The sequence below is a fragment of the Pseudomonas sp. S11P7 genome (assembly GCF_023195435.1).
Classification (GTDB): domain Bacteria; phylum Pseudomonadota; class Gammaproteobacteria; order Pseudomonadales; family Pseudomonadaceae; genus Aquipseudomonas; species Aquipseudomonas fluorescens_G.
In genome coordinates, this window is the sequence record NZ_JALPKS020000002.1 from 2,081,635 (window position 1) to 2,102,472 (window position 20,838).

23 protein-coding genes are annotated in these 20,838 nt (G+C 61.0%); 7 read left to right on the forward strand and 16 right to left on the reverse strand.

Annotated elements, in window-relative coordinates:
- Nucleotides 1–175: 175 nt before the first annotated feature.
- Genes M0746_RS09730 through M0746_RS09755 form a run of 6 tightly spaced genes read right to left on the reverse strand, consistent with a single transcriptional unit; the run spans nucleotide 176 to nucleotide 5,605 of the window.
- Entirely contained in the window at nucleotides 176–2,119 is a 1,944-nt protein-coding gene (locus M0746_RS09730) for a response regulator (protein WP_258448984.1), read from the reverse strand.
- Nucleotides 2,109–2,984, reverse strand: a complete 876-nt coding sequence (locus M0746_RS09735) for a sensor histidine kinase (RefSeq protein ID WP_258448985.1) — start codon at nucleotides 2,982–2,984, stop codon at nucleotides 2,109–2,111. The genes M0746_RS09730 and M0746_RS09735 overlap by 11 nt, the downstream gene beginning before the upstream one ends.
- The gene (locus M0746_RS09740; RefSeq protein ID WP_258451459.1) at nucleotides 2,977–3,990 is read right to left on the reverse strand and encodes an ATP-binding protein; all 1,014 of its coding nucleotides are present in this window, start codon (nucleotides 3,988–3,990) and stop codon (nucleotides 2,977–2,979) included. The genes M0746_RS09735 and M0746_RS09740 overlap by 8 nt, the downstream gene beginning before the upstream one ends.
- Entirely contained in the window at nucleotides 3,987–4,391 is a 405-nt protein-coding gene (locus M0746_RS09745) for an anti-sigma regulatory factor (RefSeq protein ID WP_258448986.1), read from the reverse strand. The genes M0746_RS09740 and M0746_RS09745 overlap by 4 nt, the downstream gene beginning before the upstream one ends.
- Nucleotides 4,388–4,750, reverse strand: a complete 363-nt coding sequence (locus M0746_RS09750; protein ID WP_090283199.1) for an STAS domain-containing protein — start codon at nucleotides 4,748–4,750, stop codon at nucleotides 4,388–4,390. Before M0746_RS09750 ends, M0746_RS09745 begins: the two co-directional genes overlap by 4 nt.
- A gap of 3 nt (nucleotides 4,751–4,753) precedes the next feature.
- Nucleotides 4,754–5,605 carry an STAS domain-containing protein gene (locus M0746_RS09755; RefSeq protein WP_258448987.1) on the reverse strand — a complete coding sequence of 284 codons (852 nt, stop codon included), beginning with the start codon at nucleotides 5,603–5,605 and terminating at the stop codon, nucleotides 4,754–4,756.
- A gap of 252 nt (nucleotides 5,606–5,857) precedes the next feature.
- Here M0746_RS09755 and M0746_RS09760 point away from each other — a divergent pair, with 252 nt between their 5' ends.
- Nucleotides 5,858–6,121, forward strand: coding sequence for a hypothetical protein (locus M0746_RS09760; protein ID WP_258448988.1), 264 nt, complete (start codon nucleotides 5,858–5,860; stop codon nucleotides 6,119–6,121).
- Between the two features lie 59 nt (nucleotides 6,122–6,180).
- Here M0746_RS09760 and M0746_RS09765 read toward each other — a convergent pair whose 3' ends face one another.
- Entirely contained in the window at nucleotides 6,181–6,702 is a 522-nt protein-coding gene (locus M0746_RS09765; RefSeq protein ID WP_258448989.1) for a DUF4142 domain-containing protein, read from the reverse strand.
- Nucleotides 6,703–6,905: 203 nt separating this feature from the next.
- On the opposite strand from M0746_RS09765, the gene M0746_RS09770 reads away from it, so the two are divergent.
- On the forward strand, nucleotides 6,906–7,160 hold the full coding sequence (locus M0746_RS09770) for a DUF465 domain-containing protein (RefSeq protein ID WP_208940944.1): 255 nt from the start codon (nucleotides 6,906–6,908) through the stop codon (nucleotides 7,158–7,160).
- A gap of 98 nt (nucleotides 7,161–7,258) precedes the next feature.
- A complete protein-coding gene (locus tag M0746_RS09775; RefSeq protein WP_258448990.1) occupies nucleotides 7,259–7,423 on the forward strand; it encodes a hypothetical protein in 165 nt (54 codons plus the stop codon).
- Between the two features lie 84 nt (nucleotides 7,424–7,507).
- On the opposite strand, the gene M0746_RS09780 is transcribed toward M0746_RS09775, so the two are convergent.
- From M0746_RS09780 to M0746_RS09795, 4 genes are all read right to left on the reverse strand, one after another.
- Complete coding sequence (locus tag M0746_RS09780; protein ID WP_258448991.1) at nucleotides 7,508–8,002, reverse strand: PaaI family thioesterase; 495 nt, start codon at nucleotides 8,000–8,002, stop codon at nucleotides 7,508–7,510.
- Nucleotides 8,003–8,009: 7 nt separating this feature from the next.
- On the reverse strand, nucleotides 8,010–9,167 hold the full coding sequence (locus M0746_RS09785; RefSeq protein WP_258448992.1) for a GGDEF domain-containing protein: 1,158 nt from the start codon (nucleotides 9,165–9,167) through the stop codon (nucleotides 8,010–8,012).
- A gap of 103 nt (nucleotides 9,168–9,270) precedes the next feature.
- Complete coding sequence (gene ahr / locus M0746_RS09790; RefSeq protein WP_258448993.1) at nucleotides 9,271–10,299, reverse strand: NADPH-dependent aldehyde reductase Ahr; 1,029 nt, start codon at nucleotides 10,297–10,299, stop codon at nucleotides 9,271–9,273.
- A 50-nt stretch (nucleotides 10,300–10,349) separates the two neighbouring features.
- Nucleotides 10,350–10,598, reverse strand: coding sequence for a hypothetical protein (locus M0746_RS09795; protein ID WP_258448994.1), 249 nt, complete (start codon nucleotides 10,596–10,598; stop codon nucleotides 10,350–10,352).
- Between the two features lie 165 nt (nucleotides 10,599–10,763).
- On the opposite strand from M0746_RS09795, the gene M0746_RS09800 reads away from it, so the two are divergent.
- Nucleotides 10,764–11,408, forward strand: a complete 645-nt coding sequence (locus M0746_RS09800) for an ATPase (RefSeq protein WP_258448995.1) — start codon at nucleotides 10,764–10,766, stop codon at nucleotides 11,406–11,408.
- A gap of 86 nt (nucleotides 11,409–11,494) precedes the next feature.
- Nucleotides 11,495–11,836 (forward strand): hypothetical protein, encoded by a 342-nt coding sequence (locus M0746_RS09805; RefSeq protein ID WP_258448996.1) that lies wholly within the window; start codon nucleotides 11,495–11,497, stop codon nucleotides 11,834–11,836.
- Between the two features lie 701 nt (nucleotides 11,837–12,537).
- Here the strand turns inward: M0746_RS09805 and M0746_RS09810 are convergent.
- The 3 genes from M0746_RS09810 to M0746_RS09820 form a co-directional block, all read right to left on the reverse strand.
- The gene (locus M0746_RS09810; RefSeq protein WP_258448997.1) at nucleotides 12,538–13,743 is read right to left on the reverse strand and encodes a GAF domain-containing sensor histidine kinase; all 1,206 of its coding nucleotides are present in this window, start codon (nucleotides 13,741–13,743) and stop codon (nucleotides 12,538–12,540) included.
- Between the two features lie 445 nt (nucleotides 13,744–14,188).
- Nucleotides 14,189–15,028 (reverse strand): glutathione-dependent disulfide-bond oxidoreductase, encoded by an 840-nt coding sequence (yghU, locus tag M0746_RS09815; protein WP_258448998.1) that lies wholly within the window; start codon nucleotides 15,026–15,028, stop codon nucleotides 14,189–14,191.
- Nucleotides 15,029–15,160: 132 nt separating this feature from the next.
- Nucleotides 15,161–15,667, reverse strand: a complete 507-nt coding sequence (locus tag M0746_RS09820; protein ID WP_446731328.1) for a cupin — start codon at nucleotides 15,665–15,667, stop codon at nucleotides 15,161–15,163.
- A 236-nt stretch (nucleotides 15,668–15,903) separates the two neighbouring features.
- Between M0746_RS09820 and M0746_RS09825 the strand changes: the two genes are divergently transcribed.
- The gene (locus M0746_RS09825; RefSeq protein WP_258448999.1) at nucleotides 15,904–17,691 is read left to right on the forward strand and encodes a thiamine pyrophosphate-requiring protein; all 1,788 of its coding nucleotides are present in this window, start codon (nucleotides 15,904–15,906) and stop codon (nucleotides 17,689–17,691) included.
- Nucleotides 17,688–18,425 carry a DUF72 domain-containing protein gene (locus M0746_RS09830; protein ID WP_258449000.1) on the forward strand — a complete coding sequence of 246 codons (738 nt, stop codon included), beginning with the start codon at nucleotides 17,688–17,690 and terminating at the stop codon, nucleotides 18,423–18,425. Before M0746_RS09825 ends, M0746_RS09830 begins: the two co-directional genes overlap by 4 nt.
- A gap of 230 nt (nucleotides 18,426–18,655) precedes the next feature.
- Here the strand turns inward: M0746_RS09830 and M0746_RS09835 are convergent, their stop codons facing one another.
- Nucleotides 18,656–18,877, reverse strand: coding sequence for a hypothetical protein (locus M0746_RS09835; protein ID WP_208940930.1), 222 nt, complete (start codon nucleotides 18,875–18,877; stop codon nucleotides 18,656–18,658).
- 118 nt (nucleotides 18,878–18,995) lie between these two features.
- Entirely contained in the window at nucleotides 18,996–20,675 is a 1,680-nt protein-coding gene (locus M0746_RS09840; RefSeq protein WP_258449001.1) for an MFS transporter, read from the reverse strand.
- Nucleotides 20,676–20,838: the final 163 nt, after the last annotated feature.

A 20,838-nucleotide genomic window follows, 5' to 3' on the forward strand; every position in this document is an offset into this window, starting at 1 on the left:
GCGCTACCGCGCAGACGACGCATCTCCTGTAGGAGTGAGCCTGCTCGCGATAGCGGTGTGCCAGGTGAAAATGATCTGACTGATCAGCCGCGATCGCGAGCAGGCTCACTCCTACACAGGATCGCGGCCTGTCCGGTATCTGTGTGGGAGCTGGCTTGCCAGCGATAGCGGCAGATCAGGCGCCATCCAGCGTGCGGCGAACCTTGTCGAGCAGCTCGTTGATCTGGAACGGTTTGACCAGCATGTCCATACCCGTGCCAAGGAACACCTGGCGGTTGAGCGCGGTTTCGGCGTAGCCGGTCATGAACAGGATCGGCAGGCCTTCGCGCCAGCCACGGGCGACATCAGCCAGTTCGCGGCCGCTCATGCGCGGCAGGCCGACGTCGGTCAACAGCAACTGGATCGACGGATCATTCTGCAAACGCTCCAGCGCCGATTCGACATCGACTGCCTGGGTGCAACGATAACCGGCATCTTCGAGCACTTCGGTGACGAACAAGCGCACCGTGGCCATGTCCTCGACGATCAGCACATGCTCGCCGCTGCCCTTGGCATCGGGCAACGGCGCCGGGGCGTCGGCACCGGTCGGGTCGTTGGTGCCGGGGAGCATGATGGTCACTTCGGTGCCACGCCGGGCGACGCTCCGGATGTGCGCATCACCGCCCGACTGACGGGCGAAACCGTAGATTGTCGACAGGCCCAGCCCGGTGCCCTGGCCCAGCGGTTTGGTGGTGAAGAACGGCTCAAACACCTTGTCGATCACGTTGTGTTCGATGCCGGTGCCATCGTCCCGCACCGACAGGGCCACGTACGCGCCATCGGCCAGATTCGGATCGCCATGGGAATAGGCGGCGTACGTGTTGACCCAGATGTTGCCGCCCGAGGGGAGGGCATCGCGGGCGTTGATCACCAGATTCAGCACCGCGCTTTCCAGCTGCACCGGGTCGACCAGGGCAATCGCCGGTTTATTGGTCAGTTCCAGCTTGAGCGTGATGCGCTCGCCGATGGTGCGCACCAGCAGCTCTTCCAGCGAGCGAACGTGCTCGTTGATGTCCACCGGTCGTGTGTCGAGCGGTTGCTGACGGGCAAACGCGAGCAGGCGATGGGTCAGCGAAGCCGCGCTCATCGCCGAATTCAGCGCCGCTTCGGTATAGAACTGCACTTTGTCCAGGCGCTCATCGGCGATGCGCTTCTGAATCAGTTCCAGGCTGGTGATGATCCCGGTCAACAGGTTGTTGAAGTCGTGGGCAATGCCGCCGGTGAGCTTGCCCAGGGCATCCATTTTCTGCACTTGCAGCAATTGTGCTTCGGCACGCACGCGCTCGGCGACTTCCTTGGCCAGTTGCGTAGTGGTGTCGTCCAGCTGCGCCAGATGCGAGCGCTCACGGTGGCGGTGTTCGGTGACGTCCTCGACGAACACCAGGCTCAGTTCCGGCGTGCGATAGGGCGAGATCTGCCACTGCGTTTCGCGGATCTCACCCTGCACGCTCATGTTCAGCGTGCCTTTCCAGCGCTCGCCGTCCACCAGACGCAGACGCAATTCGTCGAGAATCGTCGATTGATTCTCGGCGAAGCATTCCTGCAGGGCCAGCGGGTTACGGTTGTCGACGATCAGTTGGGCGAACGCCTGGTTGCACTCATGCACTTTAAGGCTGGCATCGAGCACCGCGATCGGTGCCGAGACGTTGGCGAAGATTTCGCGAAAACGCGCCTCGCTCTCACGCAAAGCGTTTTCCGTGTCGCGTACCCGTAGCAGAGTGCGCAGCGTGGCCAGCAGCACATCGGGGTCGACCGGGTGAATCAGATAGGCATCGGCGCCCGCGTCGAGGCCGGTGATGATATCGCCGGTCTGGATCGATGCCGCCGAGACATGGATCACCGGCAGCAGCGCCGTTCGCGGGTCGGCACGCAGCAGGCGGACGATATCGAAACCGCTCATGTCCGGCAGGTTGACGTCGAGGATCAACGCATCGAGCGCTTCGCTCTCGATCAGGGCCAGCCCATCGCTGCCGGTGCCGGCTTCCAGCACGGTATAAGCGTGGCGCTCGAGGCGCCGGCGCAAGGCATAACGAGTGGCCGCGTTGTCATCGACGATCAACAGGCGGATGTCACGATTCATCGACGTTCTCCAGAGCGATCGCCAGCGGGATGATGACAAAGAACGTCGAGCCGACGCCGGGCGTACTTTCTACCCCGACTTCGCCGCCCAGCAACGCGGCGAAACGCTTGCACAGTGACAGGCCCAGACCGGTGCCCCGCAGGCGTTTCTGCAACGGCGAATCAACCTGAGAGAAATCTTCGAACAGAGTGTCATGCAGCTCCGCCGCAATGCCAATGCCGGTATCGCTGACGGCAAAACGAATCCGGTCTTCGCCTTCCATGCGCGCCGACACCCGCACTTCACCTCGGGTGGTGAACTTCAGCGAGTTGGAGATGAAGTTGCGCAGAATCTGCCCAAGCTTCTTGTCATCGGTGTACAGGCGCGGCAGACCACGCGGTTCTTCGAAAATCAGATCGACTGCCGAGGCATCGACGATCGGCCGGAACATCCCGCGCAGGGCCGAGAACAGGTCGAACATGTCGAACCAGGCGGGAGAAATGCTGATGCGCCCGGCCTCGATCTTCGCCAGATCGAGCAGGTCATCGACCATGTCGCTCAGTTCGCGGGCGGCGGTGCTGACGAAGGCCACCTGCTTGTGCTGTTCCGGGCTGAGCGGCCCGTCGAGTTCGTCGGCCAGCAAGCTGTTGATGCTCAGGATCGAACCCAGTGGCGTGCGGAACTCGTGGCTCATGTACGACAGGAAACGGCTCTTCAGATCCGAGGCCTGACGCAGCTCTTCGGCCTGGGTGTCGAGTTCGGCGTACAGCGCCAGCACACCCTGATTGGTTTCATCGAGTTCTTCGCGCAGCGCGGTGGTTTCGCGCTGCAACTGCTCGATCAGCGCTAGCTGTTCGGCAGGGCTCAAGTCAGTCGATTCAACCATGGCCGGCCTCCAGCGCAACGACCAGCACCGTGACGTCATCGCGGCCGCGGCAGAAGTCGCGGTGCAGGACGCTGGCGATCACCGCGGGATGGCGATGGACCAGGCCGGGGTAGTCTTTGAGGTTCCAACGGGACTGTAGGCCGTCGCTGTACATGATCAATAAATGTCCGTTCACGTGAGCATAGTCAAAAGGTTTGGCTTTTCGGTATTGAGCACCGACGATGCCGGGGTGCGAGGCCAGGCCGCGCGATTTTTCCGGGTCAAGCAGACTGGCGCCGATATTCCCGACACCGGCGAACGTCAGGCCATCGCGCTGGCTATCAAACTGGGCGAATGCCACGGCGCCGCCACGGGTGCCGAGCATGTCCTGATGCAGATCTTCCATCAACCTCACCGGATCGGCAAACGGCGCTCGGGCGAACGCCCGGGCCCCGGCCAAGGCTGCACGTTCGGCATCTTCGCCGTGACCCAGGCCATCAATCACCAGCGCGCTGATCCGCGAGCCTTGATACGCCAGGTGCCAGACATCACCGCACGCAGGATCGGCATGCAGCGAATGCTGGCTGACGCCATAACGGATATCGGCCTGACGATCGCTGCGTGGAAAGATCCGCGCCAACAGCACGGCGCCACGGTGGTCAGCATAGACATCAAACGCGTCGGTCTGCCGTGAAACCGCGCCCAGGCCAATGCCTTGCGTGCCGCCGGTGGAAAAACCATCGGCCAGACACGCATCGAAATCAAAGCCCTGAGCCCGGTCTATCGTCTGCATTTCAATGCCGAAGCCGTTGCCCGGCCGCACCAGTACCCGCAGGTGAAACTCACCGCGCTGCGCGTGCTTGAGCACATTGCTGGCCAGTTCTGTCGCTACCAGTGCGACACGGCCGGCATCGTTTTCATCGAAACCATGCTGCTCGGCGAGTTTCTGCGCGGTGCGCCGCGCGTGACCGATCTGGCTGCTGTCCTCGATCAGCAAAACCTGGGTCATCGACCCAGCGATATTCATGTCCATCGGGTGATCGTTATGCGTGTGCCTTTGCCGGGCTCGGTATCGAGTTCAAATTCGTTGACCAGACGCTTGGCACCGGTCAGCCCAAGGCCCAAGCCGCTGCCGGAGGTCCAGCCGTCGGTCATCGCCAGCTTGATGTCGGGGATGCCCGGGCCTTCGTCGCGAAACGTCAGACGCAAGCCGACCCTGCCGTTTTCCTCGAGGATCTGCCAGTCCATGTCGCCGCCACCGCCGTAGACCATGGTGTTGCGCGCCAGCTCGCTGACGGCGGTCACCAGTTTGGTCAGGTCGATCAGGCGCATGCCGCATTCGGTGGCGAGCTTGCGCGTGGTCTGGCGGGCCAGCACCACGTCCTGTTCGATGAGAATGGGTTGAGTACCGCTGCTGCGTACGATCATTGCAGGCGTACTCGATCCTGCAGCAGTTTCATTCCACGCTCGACGTTCAGCGCGGTGCTGACGCCCGGCAAGGTCATGCCCAGCTCAACGAGGGTGATCGCCACCGCCGGCTGCATGCCGACCAGTACGGTTTCGGCGTCCATGATTTTCGACAGGCCGGAAATCGTGCCGATCATGCGCCCGATGAACGAGTCGACCATGTCCAGCGCGGAAATGTCGATCAACACGCCGCGCGCCGAGGTGCGACTGATGCGTTCGGACAGATCGTCCTGCAGGGTCAGGGCGAGCTGGTCATGCATGTCGACCTGAATGGTCACCAGCAGCAGATCGCCCATTTGAAGAATCGGAATACGTTCCATCGCTCAGACCGCTTTGCCGAGGGTGATGCCCAGGCGTGTCAGGGCCAGCTTCAACGCATCGGCCAGATTGGCTTTGGTGACCACGCCTTGCAGGTCCAGGCCCAGGTGCACGATGGTTTGCGCGATCTGTGGGCGCACGCCACTGATGATGCAATCGGCACCCATCAGGCGAATCGCGGTGACGGTTTTCAGCAAGTGCTGGGCGACCAGGGTGTCGACAGTCGGCACGCCGGTGATGTCGATGATGGCGATTTCCGAACCGGTGTCGACGATGCGTTGCAGCAGCGATTCCATCACCACTTGCGTGCGCTGCGAGTCGAGGGTGCCGATCATTGGCAGGGCGAGCACGCCGTCCCACAGTTTCACCACCGGAGTCGACAGTTCCAGCAGCTCTTCCTGCTGACGCTTGATTACCGCCTCACGGGATTTCTGGAAGGTGCCGATGGTGTGCATGCCGACCGTGTCCATCAGTTCGGAAATTTCCAGCAATTGCTCGGCCAGCAGTGCCGGCTGATCCTGATAATGGTTTTGCAGCAAAGCGAACAACGGACCCTTCAGGGCAAAGATGAAGTTGGCGGTCTGCTGGGAATCCTGGCCGAGCAGGGCGCGGCTCTGCGAGAGCTTTTCAAGGAACTGACGGGTGTCTTCCCAGCCGGCGGCGGCGACTTTACTGCCGTTGCCATTTTCCAGGCCGGCCAGCAGCAGGCTCAGCAAGTCGCGGGTTTGCTGAGTGATGTCATGCTCTTTGAGATTGCGCGTCGCGCCGCTGGCTTCGAGGCGTTTGGTCCATTCGTTCAACAGTTGAGTCTGGTTGTTCTTGATTGCTTCGACTGTGCTGTTCTGCAGTGCTGCCATGTGCGTGTCGCTCCGTTACGTAAGGGGGCCGGGCTGGCGAAATGGCCGGCGCGAATTGACTGACATTCGCCGCTGAAAATAGTTGTGCTTTGAACGGGGATTTTTTGCCTGTTGCGTCAAGTTGACTGTAGTCGCTTGGCATCAGGCTGCGATGTATTGAACGAATCCATAGCGTGCGGCTTCGAACGTTACAAGCCGACGTTTTTTCCAGTCGTGCTGGAACAACAATGCTGGACTATGAATGAGGTGCCCATGAACGATCAAGCGTCGCAACAGCAACATCAATCGCCTGATTCGATCAACCGCAACGACCCTGCGATCGACCCGCAGACGCCGGGGCAACCCACGCCCGCGCCAAGTGAGGAAGGGCAGGCGGACAGTGCTCGCGGTGACGTCGATCAGAAGCAGCATCACAACGATAACAGCAACGACTTCAGCCCCGGCTTCAAGCCCGATCCGGACAGACCTGCGCCAGGCGAGAGCACCGATGCCGATATCGATACCGACGGTGGTTGATTGCTCCACAAACACAAAAAAGCCGCATCCATGGATGCGGCTTTTTATTGCCCGGGCGTTTATTTGCTCGGGTGCTTGGCTTGCAGCTCTTTGGCGTGGGCCAGGTGTTTTTCCAGCGCAGGGAGCATTTTCTGCGCAAAGGCTTTGAGTTCAGTCGCACCCTTGGCCTTGTCATCGGTCACGGTGTTCGCCTGTTTCTTGAACAGTTCGATGGTTTCTTCGTGAGCCTTGACCTGGTTGTTGGCGTAGGCCGCATCGAAGGATTCATCGCGCATGTCGAGAATCTTCTCCTTGGCCTGTTTGACCAGGGTGGTGGTGTCCGGAACTTCGATGTCGTTGGCTTTGGCAATCTTCGCCAGCTCATCGTTGGCCTTGCTGTGATCAGTGATCATCTGGTTGGCGAAGGCTTTGATGTCGGCGGACTGGCTTTTTTCCAGAGCCAGGCGACTGGTTTCGATTTCAGCGATGCCACCGGCGGCGGCGTTATCGACAAAGTCATTGTCGGTCGCGGCAAAGGCGCTGCCCATGCCGGTAGACAGGGCAACAGCCAGAGCGAGATGACGCAGGTTGAATCCGTCCATTGGGTATCTCCACGCAGGTTTTTGTGAGCGTTATCCAATGGAGCGAGCGCAGACGGCAAAGGTTTTATCGCATTTACGACAGGGCGACGAACGGCAACCGCTGGTCTGACAGAGTGTCGACAGACGCCTGCGGGTGAGGCCATGCTGATAACGAGTCAGCGCATCGGTCGCGTTGATTGTCGATCAATTGATGGAGGTGTTTCATGCCGGTTTCACATGATCTGTATCAGGACCTGGGTTGCAAGAAGGAAGAGATCGAGCAAAAACGCTCCGAGGATCCAAAGCTGGATTCGTTGGTGAATAAATACTTCGACGTCGACAAGGCAGTAGTCGAGGCCGAGAACGCCCAGTCAGACGCCCCCACTGACGACGAGCTGAAAAAGCTCAAAGAGAAGCGTGTGATCGTCAAGGAGCAGATCGTCGCCCAACTGGCCGGGCAACCGCTGACGGGCCAATAAGCGGCCGACCGGCGGTCACTGACTGACCGGAACGACCATTGCCAATGGCACCTCGAATATTCAGAGTCCCCCAAAACTGACTCTTGGCGAGGTGCCTTATGAACGACCCCAAATTCCCCAGTGAAGAGCAGGGCGGATTCGATCCGATCCCCACCCGCCCCGAACCGAACAGCCCGGCGCATACCACCGCGAATCCGCAAAAGCCTGTGGAAGACTTGCCCGAGGATGAAGATCCGGACAAGTTCGACAGGTCCAGCAACTGACGAGCGTGTCGTTGGCGAGGCGACTTACGCAGCATGCTGTGGAGCTCAGCCCGCCAACGGGTGACGCTTGGCTATAGACTGCGCTCAGCGCCCATGCGCCGCGTCTGCCAACTGCCCGGTATCGACCCGCACAAACACCGAGTCGCCCACCGCAGTCAGCACTTGCCCTGCATACACCTCGCAAATCACCCGCGTCTTGCGCCCGACATCACCGTCAACCCTGGCCCGCAAGATCAGCGGCACGTCCATCGGTGTCGGTTTGATGAATTTGATGCCCAGATTGCCGGTGACACAGTCGATGCGTGGCAAGCTGCCGGCTTCGCGGTTCTCTGCGCGGTAGTGGTAGGCCATCGCCGTCCAGTTGGAGTGGCAGTCGACCAGCATGGCGATCAGGCCGCCGTAGACCAGGTCTGGCCAGCCGCAATATTGGCCGTCCGGCAAATGCTCGGCGATGACGTGGATGCCGTCGTCGTGCCAGCGGCTTTTCACGTGCAGGCCGTGCGGGTTGCGGCCGCCGCAGCCATAGCAGACGCCTTCGGGCGCGGCGAGGTCTTGCAGGGGCGTGTCGAGGCTGGACATGGTTTTTTTATCCTGGAGTGGTGAGCCCGGTCAGACGCAGGCGATTGCGTCCGCCGCGTTTGGATTCGTAGAGGGCGAGGTCGCCTTGTTCGATCAGCGCGGCGAGGCTGGCCGGCGCCGTGTCGAACGCGGTAGCGCCGATGCTCAGGGTGACGGCGGCCGGCGTGGCAAAGGCCTGTGACGCCATCGTCTGAAACTGATCGCGCAGGGTGTTGCCCAGTTCGACGATGCGTTCACTGGCGGCGTTGTTCAGCAGAATGACGAACTCGTCACCGCCGAGTCGCGCCGTTAATGCATTGCGCGGCAGGACCGCGAGGATCATTTCGCTCAAGGCGATCAGCAAACGGTCGCCGGCGGTGTGGCCGTACTGGTCGTTGACCAGTTTGAAATTGTCGATGTCGATCAACAGCAGGGCGCCGGGCTGTTGCGGCGAAACCTGTTGCAGCAGGCGCGGCGCACGTTTTTCCAGGGCGCGGCGGTTGTACAGGGCGGTCAGCGGGTCGCGCTCGGCGAGGCGGGCGATCTGCTTTTCGCGGCGGTAACGCTCAGTACCGGTCATCGACAGCGCAATCAACATGATCGCCATTGCGCCTTCGACCAGAGAAATCTGAATGATCTCGCCGCGAAACGCTGCCAAGTCGATCAACGTGCCAGGAATCACCACGGTCAACGCTTTGGCCACGTAGAACAGGCCATGGCCGAGCAGCACAAACCGCAATTGCACCGCGCCGACACTCAGCGACTTGCCGTGCGGGCGCAACAGCGAACTGGCCTTGAGCGTCGGGATCGCCACCAGTAGCGAATTGGCGACCAGCATGGCTTTCGACCACAACGGCCCGTCCGGCAACAGCAGCATCACCAGCCAGGTCAGGAAAATCAGGTACCAGGCCGGCGACAGCCGTGTCTGGGTAAAACGCGCAACGCCCAGCAGGAAAAAGAAGTGCGCGGTCACCAGCAAGCCGTTGGCGAACCAGATGCCTAGCCACAGGAAGCCGCTGCTGCGCATCAGGGCGAGGGTCGAGCCGACGCTGATCGTGGCGAAACCGGCGCTCCAGAACAGTAGCGAGGATTCACGAATGCTGCGCCATTCGATCGCCAGGTACAGCGCGGCAGCGGCTGCAAGCGCGATGGTGATGGTGAGCATCGTTGGCGGGTCGAGCAGCATTTCCGGGCGGGCCTGTCTGGTTGGGCGGTTGGGCCGGCGATTGTAAGCGTTCGGACGGATTTTTCGCAGAGGGCGCGGTCGGCGTGCACCGCCGCGCCTTGGCTTATTGGCTGGCGTCGAGTACCACGCGGTACCGCGCCTTGCCACTGCGCAGGTGATCGACAGCCTCGTTGACCTTGCTCATCGGGAACATCTCGACCTGCGGCAGAATCTGGTGCCGCGCGCAAAACTCAAGCATGGTCGCCATGGTGCCCGGCGAACCGACGGGGGAGGCGGACAGGGACTTCTGCTGCGGGATCAGATCGAACACATGCACCGGAATCGCGCTGGGTACGATGCCGACGAAGTGCAGGCGGCCATTGGCGCGTAGCGTCGCCAGCATCGCCGGCCAGTCGAGGTCGGCGTTGGCGCTGATCAGCAGAAAGTCCAGGCTGCCGGCAATCGCCTTCAACGCGTTGCTGTCGGTCGAGGCAACCACCTTGTGCGCGCCGAGCCGCTTGGCCTCGTCCTGCTTGTTCAACGACGAGGTGAATGCGGTGACTTCGCAGCCCCACGCGTTGAGAAAGCGCAGCGCCAGATGCCCCAGCCCGCCAATGCCGACCACGCCAACCCGGTCGGTCGGTTTCACGCCGAACTGCAGCAACGGGTTGAACACCGTGGAACCGGCGCAGAACAGTGGCCCGACCAACGCCGGATCAAGGCTGTCCGGGACTGCAACCGCCCAGGCCCAGTGCGCACGCAGGCGATCGGCGAAGCCGCCGTTGCTGCCGATGATGGTCGGTTGCGCGCTGCCGCACAGTTGCTGCGAGCCGGACATGCACGATGAGCAATGCATGCAGCTGCCTTTGTACCAGCCGATACCGACACGCTGACCGAGCTGCAGGCCGCGTACTTGCGCTCCCATGCGCACGATTTTGCCGACGGCTTCATGGCCGGGCACGAACGGGTAACGGCTGATGCCCCAATCGTTATCGATCAGCGACTGGTCGGAGTGACAGACGCCGCAATATTCCACCGCCACTTCGACGTCTTCCTCGCCGAGGGGGCCGGGGTCATAGCTGTAAGGCTCGAGCGGGGCGCCGGCGGCGGTCGCAGCCCAGCCATTGAAAGTTGTGGGTTCACTGTTGCTCATGACGCACCTCCGGTTCGACTGACGGGACAACGCCCGGCAAGTCTAGACGGTCATGACGCGGGCGCGAGCCAGGTGTCGACCACGCGGCGGTCCAGCTCTTCCCAATACGCCATACCCAGCACGCGCGTGGTGTTGAGCCCGCGCAGGTAACCGCGCAATTGGTTGGCGGTGTCTTTGATCAGTTCTGGATCACGACGGTTTTTGTCCAGCAACACACTCTCGTACTGCACCAGATACTCGGCCACGCGGTCGCGGTATTCGGCCAAAACGGCGTCACGGATCAGGTCAAACGTTCTCAAGGCAAACCTCACGGGTCTTTGTCGTTGTATTGGAGTGTCTCGCAGTCTGCGCGCACGCAACTATTGCTAGAAGTAATAGTGACCATCAAGAAACGCAAGTTCTGCTTTGACGGCAATCGGCGGAAAATCGCCTCCATCGACCACGCCGCTCAAGGAAATTGCGCGATGAACATTCTGCCCCGACTGGCTTTGCTCGCCCTGCTGACCGCTGGCGCGATGTTTACCGCACCGACCTACGCAGCCGACGCCGGGGCGTGCCACTTCCAGAGCCTGGGTGGCAGCAGCGCGACCTTGCAGCCTTCGCAAACGGTCGGTGTGTTGCTCAGCGCCAACACGCTGGACAACCTGCAATACCTCGAGCGTTACCACGACATGGCGGCCAACGGCGCGAAAGATGCGCTGGATTCGCGGATTCGCGAGGCCTTTGTCGGCAGTTCCGATCCGGAGCTGGCCATCGACTGGCTGGTGAGTTCGCTGCAACAGCAGTTTCTCTCGGTGACGGTCTACGACAATCTCGATGCGCTGGTGCAGGCGCATCCGGACGTGGTGGTCAAGCTCGACACCTTCAACCGTTTGTTGACCCAGCGTAACAGCCTGGTCGAAGCGCGGTTTACCGCACGCTTCTACGACGCTGATCTGCAGTACATCGGCAAGGCTGAAGGTGCGGTGGAAAAACAGTTGCCTTCGGTCTGGGTGCATGACCAGGCAGCCCAGGCAATTGCGGCGCAGATCGATAAACAGCGCGACCTGCAATTCGACGCCTTGAGACAATTCGATGTATCGCTCAAGGCGCTGGTGGCGTCGAGCTGATCTCCCAAAACATGAATGGCGACGGCGGCTCCGTGAGGCTGGACCGTTGCTGGTTGAACCGGACTTTTATTTTCAGGATTACCCCGATGCGTCTTTTATTCGTTCCCGCCATGGCTGTCGCTTCCTTGTTTCTTGCAGGCTGTGCTTCGGCGCCGAATAACCCGAGCCTGACTTTACAGACCAGCAAGACTCCGGCGCAGTACGCCGAGTGTGTGGTGCCGAAGTTGCAGGGCAGTGCGCTGAACCCGATGGTTTCGCAGACCCAGCGCAGTTATCGGATTGTGGTGCCGAGCAAGATTTCCGCGGACAACGTGCTTGAGGCTTACAAGGCGGGGAATGGCGGCAAGGTGTTCATTTATGAGCGGCATTTGCTGGCGTCGAATTTGCTGCCGTCGAGTTTTGAGCGGGCGGCGCAGGATTGCATCTGATTTTTTGATTTGGCTGAGCTCCTTTGGTTGGCCGCAACCAACCAATTCCTTTGCCCCACGCCTTTTTGGTTGTGGGGTTTTTTTGTGTCTTGGCGGCCTTCGGGCCGACCATGCTCGGGTTGTTTTGGGTGTATATCCGTTTCTTCGGGTGATGCTGATGGCGGTTTCGCCCTTACGGCGAGGCACTTTTTCCAGACGCCGAAAAAGTACCCAAAAGGCTTGCTCCTGCGTTCGGCCCTCGCAGGCTCGGGTTCCTTCGCTCCGGGATCGATCCGGGCGCAGCGGCTACGGTTTGCTGCGCTGCACCTACGTCCGCTGTGTCTGGCTGCGCCAGACGGTCGCTGCGCTCCCACGCCCGGATCGATCCCTCCACTCAGCCTTCCGATGTCGCTGGTTAGGCAAGATCAAGGGCACTCGAGCTTCGCTCATTGTAATGAGTGGTTAGAAGCGGGTGGTTGGCTTGGGATTTGTGGTGTGGCTGCCCCTCACCCCAGCCCTCTCCCCCTGGAGAGGGAGCCGATTTTGGTTGATTTCGAGACTTGCGTTCGACTCGGTATCGCAGGTCGGTTTAGCTCTCGCATCCACCTCGATCAGTCCCCTCTCCCTCGGGGAGAGGGTTAGGTGAGGGGCTTTTGATTTTGCTTTCAAGTCTGCATTCGACCCGGTATTTCACGTCGGTGTACCTCGTCCAGCCACCGCAGTCAGTTCCCTCTTCCTTTGGGAGAGGGCTGGGCCGGGAATCTTGCGGTGAAGCAGGTTCCCGCCTGGGCGTCTGACGTCACGTGCAATGTGCCGTTGTGCGCTTTGGCTATCTGTGCGGCGATGTACAGGCCCAGGCCCAGACCTTCGCGGCTCTGCTCGGCTTCGGCGCGGGTGAACGGTTCGAACAGCCGCGGCAGCAGTTGCGCCGGGATCGGGGTGCCGTGGTTGGTCAGGGTGATGACGATCTCGTCGTGTTCGGCGCAGGCCTTGAGGACGATCGGTGTGCTGTTCGAGCCATGGGTGGCGGCGTTGCTCAGCAGGTTGGAGAGCAATTGACTGATGCGCAGCGCGTCGCAGTAGACCCCCGTTGGTACATTCAGATCGTGAACAAAGGTTGCCTGCGGATAGGCCGCCTGCGCTTCGGCAATGCTCAGTTGCAGGACTTGCTCCAGGTCGTGCACGAACTTGCGCTGCACGGGAATGCCGCTGCCGAGGCGACCGCGGGCGAAGTCGAGGATGTTTTCGATCAGCACACCCATGCGCACTGAGCTGTTGCGAATCGCCGCGATCAGGTTCAGCGAGCGCTTGTCCTCGGTTTTGCTGTGCAGCAGGTCGGCGCTCATGCGCACGGCGCTCAGCGGGGTGCGCAGGTCGTGGCCCAGCACGGCGATGAATTGCTCGCGCAGGCGCCCGAGTTCGTTGGCGTTGCTCAGTTCGACGGTGGTCGCTTCCAGACGGCTTTGGGTGTCCAGGCTCATGGCGATCAATTGAGCGAAGAGGGTGAGGGTCTTGGCGATTGCCGGTTCGTCGAGGTTCGCCGGTACCGAGTCGATCGCGCAAAGGGTGCCGAAAAAGTCGCCGTTGGCCTGGATGATCGGGATGGAAATATAGCTTTCCAGCCCGTAGGTCTTCGGCGTGTGGTGCACGGAGAAAATCGGGTGCGCACTGGCGTGGCCGAAGATCACCGGTTGCTGGTGTTGGCGGATTTCATGGCAAATGGTCGATTCGAGTATCAGTTCACCGCCCGGCAGCAGGCCGAAGTCGATTGAATCGTCTACAGCGCAGGCCACCCAGTTACGTTCGGTCACCCGGGCCACTGCGGCAAAGCGCATGCCGGTGAGGTGTTTGACCATGCTCAGGATCACCGGCACCGCGTCAATGCGGTTGATGGCTTCGATGTCGGGGGCAAATGCCGGGTTGGTCATGGTGCGGTGCTTCTTGAGGAATTTGCTGGGAGACTATCGTGGATTGCGGTTGATGACTAATAGCCGGTAGCGAAAACAGGGTGCTCCCACGCCCGGATCAATCCCTGCGCTCAGCCTTCCGACGTCGCCGGTGAGTCAAAAGCAAGATCAAAAGCACGCGAGCTAACGCTCATTGTTGAGTGGTTAGAGGCAGGTGGTTGGCTTGGGGTTTGCGGTGGATTCGCCCCTCATCGGAACGCCGCCCGCCCAGCCCTCTCCCGAGGGAGAGGGAGCCGATTCTGGTTGGTTTTGGAGTTTGCATTCGACTCGGTATTTCAGGTCGGCGTAGCTTTCGCATCCACCACGGTCAGTTCCTTCTCCCTCTGGGAGAGGGGTAGGCGGGCGGCGTTCCGATGAGGGGCTTTTGATGTACTCGGTCCACCTGTGGGAGCTACCCGTTGCGATTTCAGTTCAAATCATCTGCACTGTGGCGTTCCGGCACTTGGCTGGCTTCATCGCCCCAGGTGCGATTGACCCGCTGGCCGCGCATGACTGCCGGGCGTTGGGCGATGTCTTCGGCCCAGCGCTGCACATGGGTGTATTCGTGCGCGGCGAGGAATTCGGCGGCGGAGTAGACGTTGTTGCGCACCAGTTGCCCATACCACGGCCACACCGCGATGTCGGCGATGCTGTACTCGTCGCCGGCCAAGTAGGCGTTTTCGGCAAGACGCTGGTTGAGCACGTCCAGTTGCCGTTTGGCTTCCATGGTGAAGCGGTTGATCGGGTATTCCAGCTTTTCCGGTGCATACGCGTAGAAATGCCCGAAGCCACCGCCCAGATAAGGCGCCGAGCCCATCTGCCAGAACAGCCAGTTGAGCGTTTCGGTGCGCCCGGCCGGGTCTTTGGGCAGGAATGCGCCGAATTTTTCTGCCAGGTACAACAGGATCGAGCCAGATTCGAACACGCGGATCGGCGGTTCGACGCTACGGTCCAGCAGCGCTGGAATCTTCGAATTCGGGTTGACCTCGACAAATCCGCTGGAGAACTGATCGCCCTCGCCGATGCGGATCAGCCAAGCGTCGTACTCGGCGCCGGCGTGCCCCAGCGCCAGCAGTTCCTCAAGCAGGATGGTCACTTTCACACCGTTGGGCGTGGCCAGCGAATACAGCTGCAAGGGGTGCTTGCCGACCGGCAGGGTCTTGTCGTGAGTCGGCCCGGCAATCGGGCGGTTGATACTGGCGAAGTGGCCGCCGGACGGGGCTTCGTGTTTCCAGACTTTGGGCGGAACGTAAGGCGCATTGCTCATGAATCGGACCTCATCGTGGGCAGGCTGAAAGTAGGTCATCACCGTAAGGAAAATTTCCGGCGCATGCCAGCGTTAGTTGCTGGTGGATGATCCCGACACGGAGCGACCGAGCGACCGAGCGGCATCGCTGCGCTACGTGCGCCAATGCGCCGACAGCGGGCCATGCGCGCCCGAGACCGGATCGCTGCGCGGATAGTCAAGTTCATCCATTGCTTGCAGTTGCGCGGGACTTGGCGCATCCGTGCAGATATCGCCCTGCTGCCCTGGCGGATACGCGCCGACCACGAGAAAGTCAGGGCTGGATTCCAGGCTGCAATGGCCGGTGCCGACCGGCAGCAGCAAGACATCACCGGCACTGACTTGCACCTCGCGCCCACCGGGCCCGCCGAGCATCAACCGCGCATGCCCCTGGGCGACGCCCAGCACTTCGTGGCCCTGGGTGTGGTAATGGTGGAAATCGTAAACGTGGTAGCGAAACTGCGGCGGCCAGCCATTGGCGCGAAAGGTCTGTTCGAACAGCGCGGCCGGGTCGTCGCCTTCGAGGGCAATTGCGCTGGAATACACCAGCACCGGCAATTGCGGATTGTTCGGTACCCAGTCGTTACGCTCCAGCAAAAAACTCATTACGTCAGTCATCATTCGTCCTCCGGCGGTCGTTGTGCAGTCGACCGCGGGCGAGGGCAAACGCCTCAGAAAAACTCGTCGAGTGGCTGACCAAAGGCTTTTCGACGCGTCATGGCATGTCGCTGGCAAAGCGCTCACCAACGTAAATTCATCGAAACTTCGCCGTCCGGCCGATGGTCCAGACCCATACACCTGCCGGCGCGTGCCGCGTCGCAAATGCACCCTGTAAACGGTGAAAGGCGAGGATCAAGATGACGATGACAGTGGGAGATTTTCTGGTCGAGCGGCTCAGTGAATGGGGCGTGACGCGCATTTTTGGCTACCCGGGCGACGGCATCAACGGCGTGTTCGGCGCACTGAGCCGGGCGCAGGGCAAGATCGAATTCGTTCAGGCGCGGCATGAGGAAATGGCCGCGTTCATGGCTTCGGCCCATGCCAAATTCACCGGTGAGCTGGGCGTGTGCATCGCCACGTCCGGCCCCGGCGCTTCGCACCTGATCACCGGTCTGTACGATGCGCGCATGGACCACATGCCGGTGCTGGCCATCGTCGGCCAGCAGGCGCGCACGGCGCTGGGCAGTCACTATCAGCAGGAGCTTGATCTGGTGTCGATGTTCAAGGACGTCGCCGGCGCGTTCGTGCAACAGGCCTCGGCACCGGCGCAGGTGCGCCATCTGCTTGATCGCGCGGTGCGTACGGCTGTCGGGGAGCGGCGGGTGACGGCGATCATCCTGCCCAATGATTTGCAGGATCTGCCTTACGAAGCACCGCCCAGAGCCCACGGCACGGCGCATTCAGGCGTCGGCTACAGCAAACCGAAAGTGCTGCCTTACGAGGCGGATCTGCAGCGCGCTGCCGACGTGCTGAATGCAGGCGAGAAAGTTGCCATTCTGGTCGGTGCCGGGGCTTTGCAGGCGACCGATGAGGTGATTGCCGTGGCGGAAAAACTCGGCGCCGGGGTGGCCAAGGCGTTGCTTGGCAAAGCCGTGTTGCCCGACGAGTTGCCGTGGGTCACCGGCAGCATCGGCCTGCTCGGCACCGAGCCGAGCTACAAGCTGATGAGCGAATGCGACACGTTGCTGATGATTGGTTCGGGTTTCCCCTATTCGGAATTCCTGCCCAAAGAAGGCCAGGCCCGTGGCGTGCAGATCGATCTGCAACCCGACATGCTCAGCCTGCGCTACCCAATGGAGGTCAACCTGGTCGGCGACGCAGCGGAAACCCTCGCCGCGCTGTTGCCGCTGCTGGAGAAAAAAGACGCGAGCAAATGGCGCAAAAAAATCGAAGGCTGGCGCGGCACCTGGGAGAAAACCCTGGAAAAACGCGCCATGGCCAAAGCCAATCCGATCAACCCGCAACGCGTGGTCTATGAGCTATCACCGCGCTTGCCCGAGCAGGCGATCATCACCAGCGATTCCGGTTCGTGCGCCAACTGGTACGCACGCGACCTGAAAACCCGCCGCGGCATGAAATGCTCGCTGTCCGGTGGCCTCGCGTCGATGGGCGCCGCTGTGCCCTACGCAATTGCCGCCAAGTTCGCTTACCCCGAGCGTTCGGTCATCGCGCTGGTCGGCGATGGCGCGATGCAGATGAACAACATGGCCGAGCTGATCACGGTCGCTAAATACTGGCGGCAGTGGGCGAGCCCGAAATGGATCTGCGCGGTGTTCAACAACGAAGACCTCAATCAGGTGACCTGGGAGCAGCGGGTGATGGAGGGCGATCCGAAGTTCGAAGCCTCGCAAAGCATTCCCGACGTGCCGTATCACCTGTTCGCCATTTCAATTGGTCTCAAGGGCATTTATGTCGAGCGTGAAGAGGATGTTGCCGCCGCCTGGGAGCAGGCGCTGGCCTCGGATGTGCCGGTGCTGATTGAATTCAAGACCGACCCGAACGTGCCGCCGCTGCCGCCGCACATCAAGCTGGAGCAAGCGAAAAAGTTCGCCACCACGCTGCTCAAAGGTGACCCGGACGAGGCCGGAGTGATTGTGCAAACCGCCAAGCAAGTCCTCGGTGCGGTGTTGCCAGGCAAGAAATGAGCAGCGAAGAGCGTGAAGCAAAGCTGTTGATGGGTTGTGCCGGCTGGAGCCTGGGCCGTGAGTATTGGCCGCAGTTTCCTTCGGTCGGCACGCATTTGCAGCGCTACGCGGCGCGGCTCAATGCGGTGGAGATCAACAGCTCGTTCTACCGTCCGCATCGACGCCAGACCTATGAGCGCTGGGCTGATTCGGTGGCGGACGGTTTTCGCTTTTCGGTGAAAATCCCCAAACAGATTACCCATGAGCGACGCTTGATCGATTGTGAGGTGCTGCTTGATGAATTCCTTGCGCAGTGCGGTGGGTTGGGCGATCGCTTGGGGTGTCTGCTGGTGCAGTTGCCGCCGTCGTTGACGTTCGATGCGGTTGTGGCAGACGGATTTTTCCGTGCGTTACGTGAACGCTTTGACGGTGCGGTGGTGCTGGAGCCGCGTCATGAAACCTGGGTTTCGGCTGAGCCGATGTTGGTCAGCTATCGAATCGCTCAGGCTGCGGTGGATCCTTCGCGCATCAGCACGGACAGCGAACCGCGAGGCTGGGCGGGGGTGCGCTATTGGCGCTTGCATGGATCGCCGCGGATTTATTTCAGCGATTATTCGGCGGATTTCCTTCAGATGATTCAGCGCAGGTTGCTCGCCGAGGCGGCGCAAGGCGTGGCGACCTGGTGCATTTTTGATAACACGGCGGGTGGGGCTGCTCTGGGAAATGCGTTGAGCCTGCAACAGCCCTCACCCTAGCCCTCTCCCAAGGGGAGAGGGGACTGACCGCAGTGTCTTTTGCAATACGTCGACCTGAAAAACCGAGTCGATTATGGATTCAAAGCAAATCGTTCAGATCGGCGCAGCTCTCCAATATTCCCCAATCAGTTCCCTCTCCCTCCGGGAGAGGGCTAGGTGAGGGCCGACGGTCTCGAACACGAAGAACATCCAGCGCCGAACACATTCCAATTCACACTGAGCAAACCCCCTCAGTTGCCATCCGCCACCTTGCGCTCGATCTCATCCACCTTGCGCTGCAATTCCTCGGCATCCTGCTCCTTCACCCGGGTCGACGACGGGGTGATGACCTTGTCCACGCCCTCGGTATGTTCATCGCGATCCTCAAGCGCCCGCTCGACCACATTCACCGGTTTACCGGAAGTGTCGGTAGGTGGGCCGTTCGGGGTTTTGTCGTTGTGGTTGCTGTTCATGGTGATGACCTCCATTGGTGTAACCATTGGAGGCATCACAAAGCGGCGGGTTCGATATTTTTTGGCCGGTTGATCGCGAAGGGCGCCCGCTCGTTGCAAGCGGGCGCCGTGTCGCCGGTCAGTCCTTGAGGATGTCGCGGTCCTTGGTTTCCGGCAGGAAGAACGTGCCGAGCACCGCGGTCATCACGGCGATGACGATCGGGTACCACAGGCCGTAATAGATATCCCCGGTGGCCGCGACCATGGCGAAGGCCACTGTCGGCAGGAAGCCGCCGAACCAACCGTTGCCGATGTGATAGGGCAGCGACATCGAGGTGTAGCGGATGCGCGTCGGGAACAGTTCGACCAGCCACGCCGCAATCGGCCCGTAAACCATGGTCACGTAGATCACCAGGATGGTCAGCAACAGCAACACCATCGGATAGTTGATCTTCGCCGGATCGGCTTTTTCCGGGTAGCCGGCTTCCTTCAGGGCGGCGGCGAGGTTGGCGGTGAAGGCGTCGTTGCGCACCTTGAAGTCGGCGGCGGGCAGGGCGCTGCCTTCGAAGCTTTCGATGACCTTGTCGCCGATGCGCACTTGCGCCACGGTGCCCGGTTCGGCGTCGACGTTTTCATAAGGGATCGCGCGTTTCGCCAGCAAGGTCTTCGCCAGGTCGCAGGAACTGGTGAAGCGGGCCTTGCCCACCGGGTCGAACTGGAACGAGCACTGGTCGGGATTGGCGATTACCTTGACCGGGTTTTTATCCTGCGCAACGAACACATCGGGATTGCCGTACTGGGTCAGCGCGTTAAAGATCGGAAAGTAAGTCAGCGCCGCCAGAATGCAACCGACCATGATGATCGGCTTGCGCCCGATGCGGTCGGAAAGGCTGCCGAAGATCACGAAGAACGGCGTGCCGATGATCAGTGAGCCGGCGATCAGCAGGTTGGCGGTCTGCGCGTCGATCTTCAGCGTCTGCAACAGGAAGAACAACGCGTAGAACTGCCCGGTGTACCAGACCACCGCTTGTCCGGCCGTGCCGCCGAGCAGCGACATGATCACCACTTTGAGGTTGTCCCAGCGGGCGAAGGATTCGGTCAGTGGCGCTTTCGACGCCTTGCCTTCAGCCTTCATTTTCTGGAACACCGGAGACTCGCTCAGTTGCAGGCGGATGTACACCGAGACGATCAGCAGCAGGATCGACAGCAGAAACGGAATCCGCCAGCCCCATGCTTCGAACGCTTCCGTGCCCAGCGCGGTGCGACAGGCCAGGATCACCAGCAACGACAGAAACAGCCCGAGCGTGGCGGTGGTTTGAATCCACGAGGTGAAAAAGCCGCGCCGGTTGCGTGGCGCGTGCTCGGCCACATAAGTCGCGGCGCCGCCATATTCGCCGCCCAGCGCCAGCCCCTGCAGCAAACGCAGGATGATCAGGATGATCGGTGCGGCGACGCCGATGGTCGCGTAACTGGGCAGCAAGCCGACGATGGCGGTGGACACGCCCATGATCACGATGGTGATCAGAAAGGTGTGTTTGCGCCCGATCATGTCGCCGAGCCGGCCGAATACGATCGCGCCGAACGGCCGCACCGCAAAGCCCGCCGCAAAGGCGAGCAGGGCAAAGATGAACGCGGTGGTTTCGTTGACGCCGGCAAAGAAGTGCTTGGCGATGATCGCCGCCAGTGAGCCGTAGAGGTAAAAGTCGTACCACTCGAAAACCGTGCCCAACGAGGATGCGAAGATAACCTTGCGCTCTTCCTTGGTGATGCCGCCGCTGCGCGGTGGACTGCCGGTGGATGCTGTGTCGATTGAGGCCATGGGTGTTCTCCGTTGTGCTTATTGTTGTAGGCCGGAGTCCCCCGTTACTGCTTGTTCACTCTGGCCTTTTGGCAAATATCGCCCTTGCTGTCGCGTGTCGCGTGCACAGTCTGACCGCCTCGCCGGGCGGCGAGGTTTCCTCAAGCATAATCAGCTTTTGCCA

Coding starts and splice junctions, on each gene's coding strand:
- M0746_RS09730 (WP_258448984.1), bottom strand. CDS start 2,119: ATGAATCGTGACATCCGCCTGTTGATCGTCGATGACAACGCGGCCACT.
- M0746_RS09735 (WP_258448985.1), bottom strand. CDS start 2,984: ATGGTTGAATCGACTGACTTGAGCCCTGCCGAACAGCTAGCGCTGATC.
- M0746_RS09740 (WP_258451459.1), bottom strand. CDS start 3,990: ATGAATATCGCTGGGTCGATGACCCAGGTTTTGCTGATCGAGGACAGC.
- M0746_RS09745 (WP_258448986.1), bottom strand. CDS start 4,391: ATGATCGTACGCAGCAGCGGTACTCAACCCATTCTCATCGAACAGGAC.
- M0746_RS09750 (WP_090283199.1), bottom strand. CDS start 4,750: ATGGAACGTATTCCGATTCTTCAAATGGGCGATCTGCTGCTGGTGACC.
- M0746_RS09755 (WP_258448987.1), bottom strand. CDS start 5,605: ATGGCAGCACTGCAGAACAGCACAGTCGAAGCAATCAAGAACAACCAG.
- M0746_RS09760 (WP_258448988.1), top strand. CDS start 5,858: ATGAACGATCAAGCGTCGCAACAGCAACATCAATCGCCTGATTCGATC.
- M0746_RS09765 (WP_258448989.1), bottom strand. CDS start 6,702: ATGGACGGATTCAACCTGCGTCATCTCGCTCTGGCTGTTGCCCTGTCT.
- M0746_RS09770 (WP_208940944.1), top strand. CDS start 6,906: ATGCCGGTTTCACATGATCTGTATCAGGACCTGGGTTGCAAGAAGGAA.
- M0746_RS09775 (WP_258448990.1), top strand. CDS start 7,259: ATGAACGACCCCAAATTCCCCAGTGAAGAGCAGGGCGGATTCGATCCG.
- M0746_RS09780 (WP_258448991.1), bottom strand. CDS start 8,002: ATGTCCAGCCTCGACACGCCCCTGCAAGACCTCGCCGCGCCCGAAGGC.
- M0746_RS09785 (WP_258448992.1), bottom strand. CDS start 9,167: ATGCTGCTCGACCCGCCAACGATGCTCACCATCACCATCGCGCTTGCA.
- ahr (WP_258448993.1), bottom strand. CDS start 10,299: ATGAGCAACAGTGAACCCACAACTTTCAATGGCTGGGCTGCGACCGCC.
- M0746_RS09800 (WP_258448995.1), top strand. CDS start 10,764: ATGAACATTCTGCCCCGACTGGCTTTGCTCGCCCTGCTGACCGCTGGC.
- M0746_RS09805 (WP_258448996.1), top strand. CDS start 11,495: ATGCGTCTTTTATTCGTTCCCGCCATGGCTGTCGCTTCCTTGTTTCTT.
- M0746_RS09810 (WP_258448997.1), bottom strand. CDS start 13,743: ATGACCAACCCGGCATTTGCCCCCGACATCGAAGCCATCAACCGCATT.
- yghU (WP_258448998.1), bottom strand. CDS start 15,028: ATGAGCAATGCGCCTTACGTTCCGCCCAAAGTCTGGAAACACGAAGCC.
- M0746_RS09820 (WP_446731328.1), bottom strand. CDS start 15,667: ATGATGACTGACGTAATGAGTTTTTTGCTGGAGCGTAACGACTGGGTA.
- M0746_RS09825 (WP_258448999.1), top strand. CDS start 15,904: ATGACGATGACAGTGGGAGATTTTCTGGTCGAGCGGCTCAGTGAATGG.
- M0746_RS09830 (WP_258449000.1), top strand. CDS start 17,688: ATGAGCAGCGAAGAGCGTGAAGCAAAGCTGTTGATGGGTTGTGCCGGC.
- M0746_RS09835 (WP_208940930.1), bottom strand. CDS start 18,877: ATGAACAGCAACCACAACGACAAAACCCCGAACGGCCCACCTACCGAC.
- M0746_RS09840 (WP_258449001.1), bottom strand. CDS start 20,675: ATGGCCTCAATCGACACAGCATCCACCGGCAGTCCACCGCGCAGCGGC.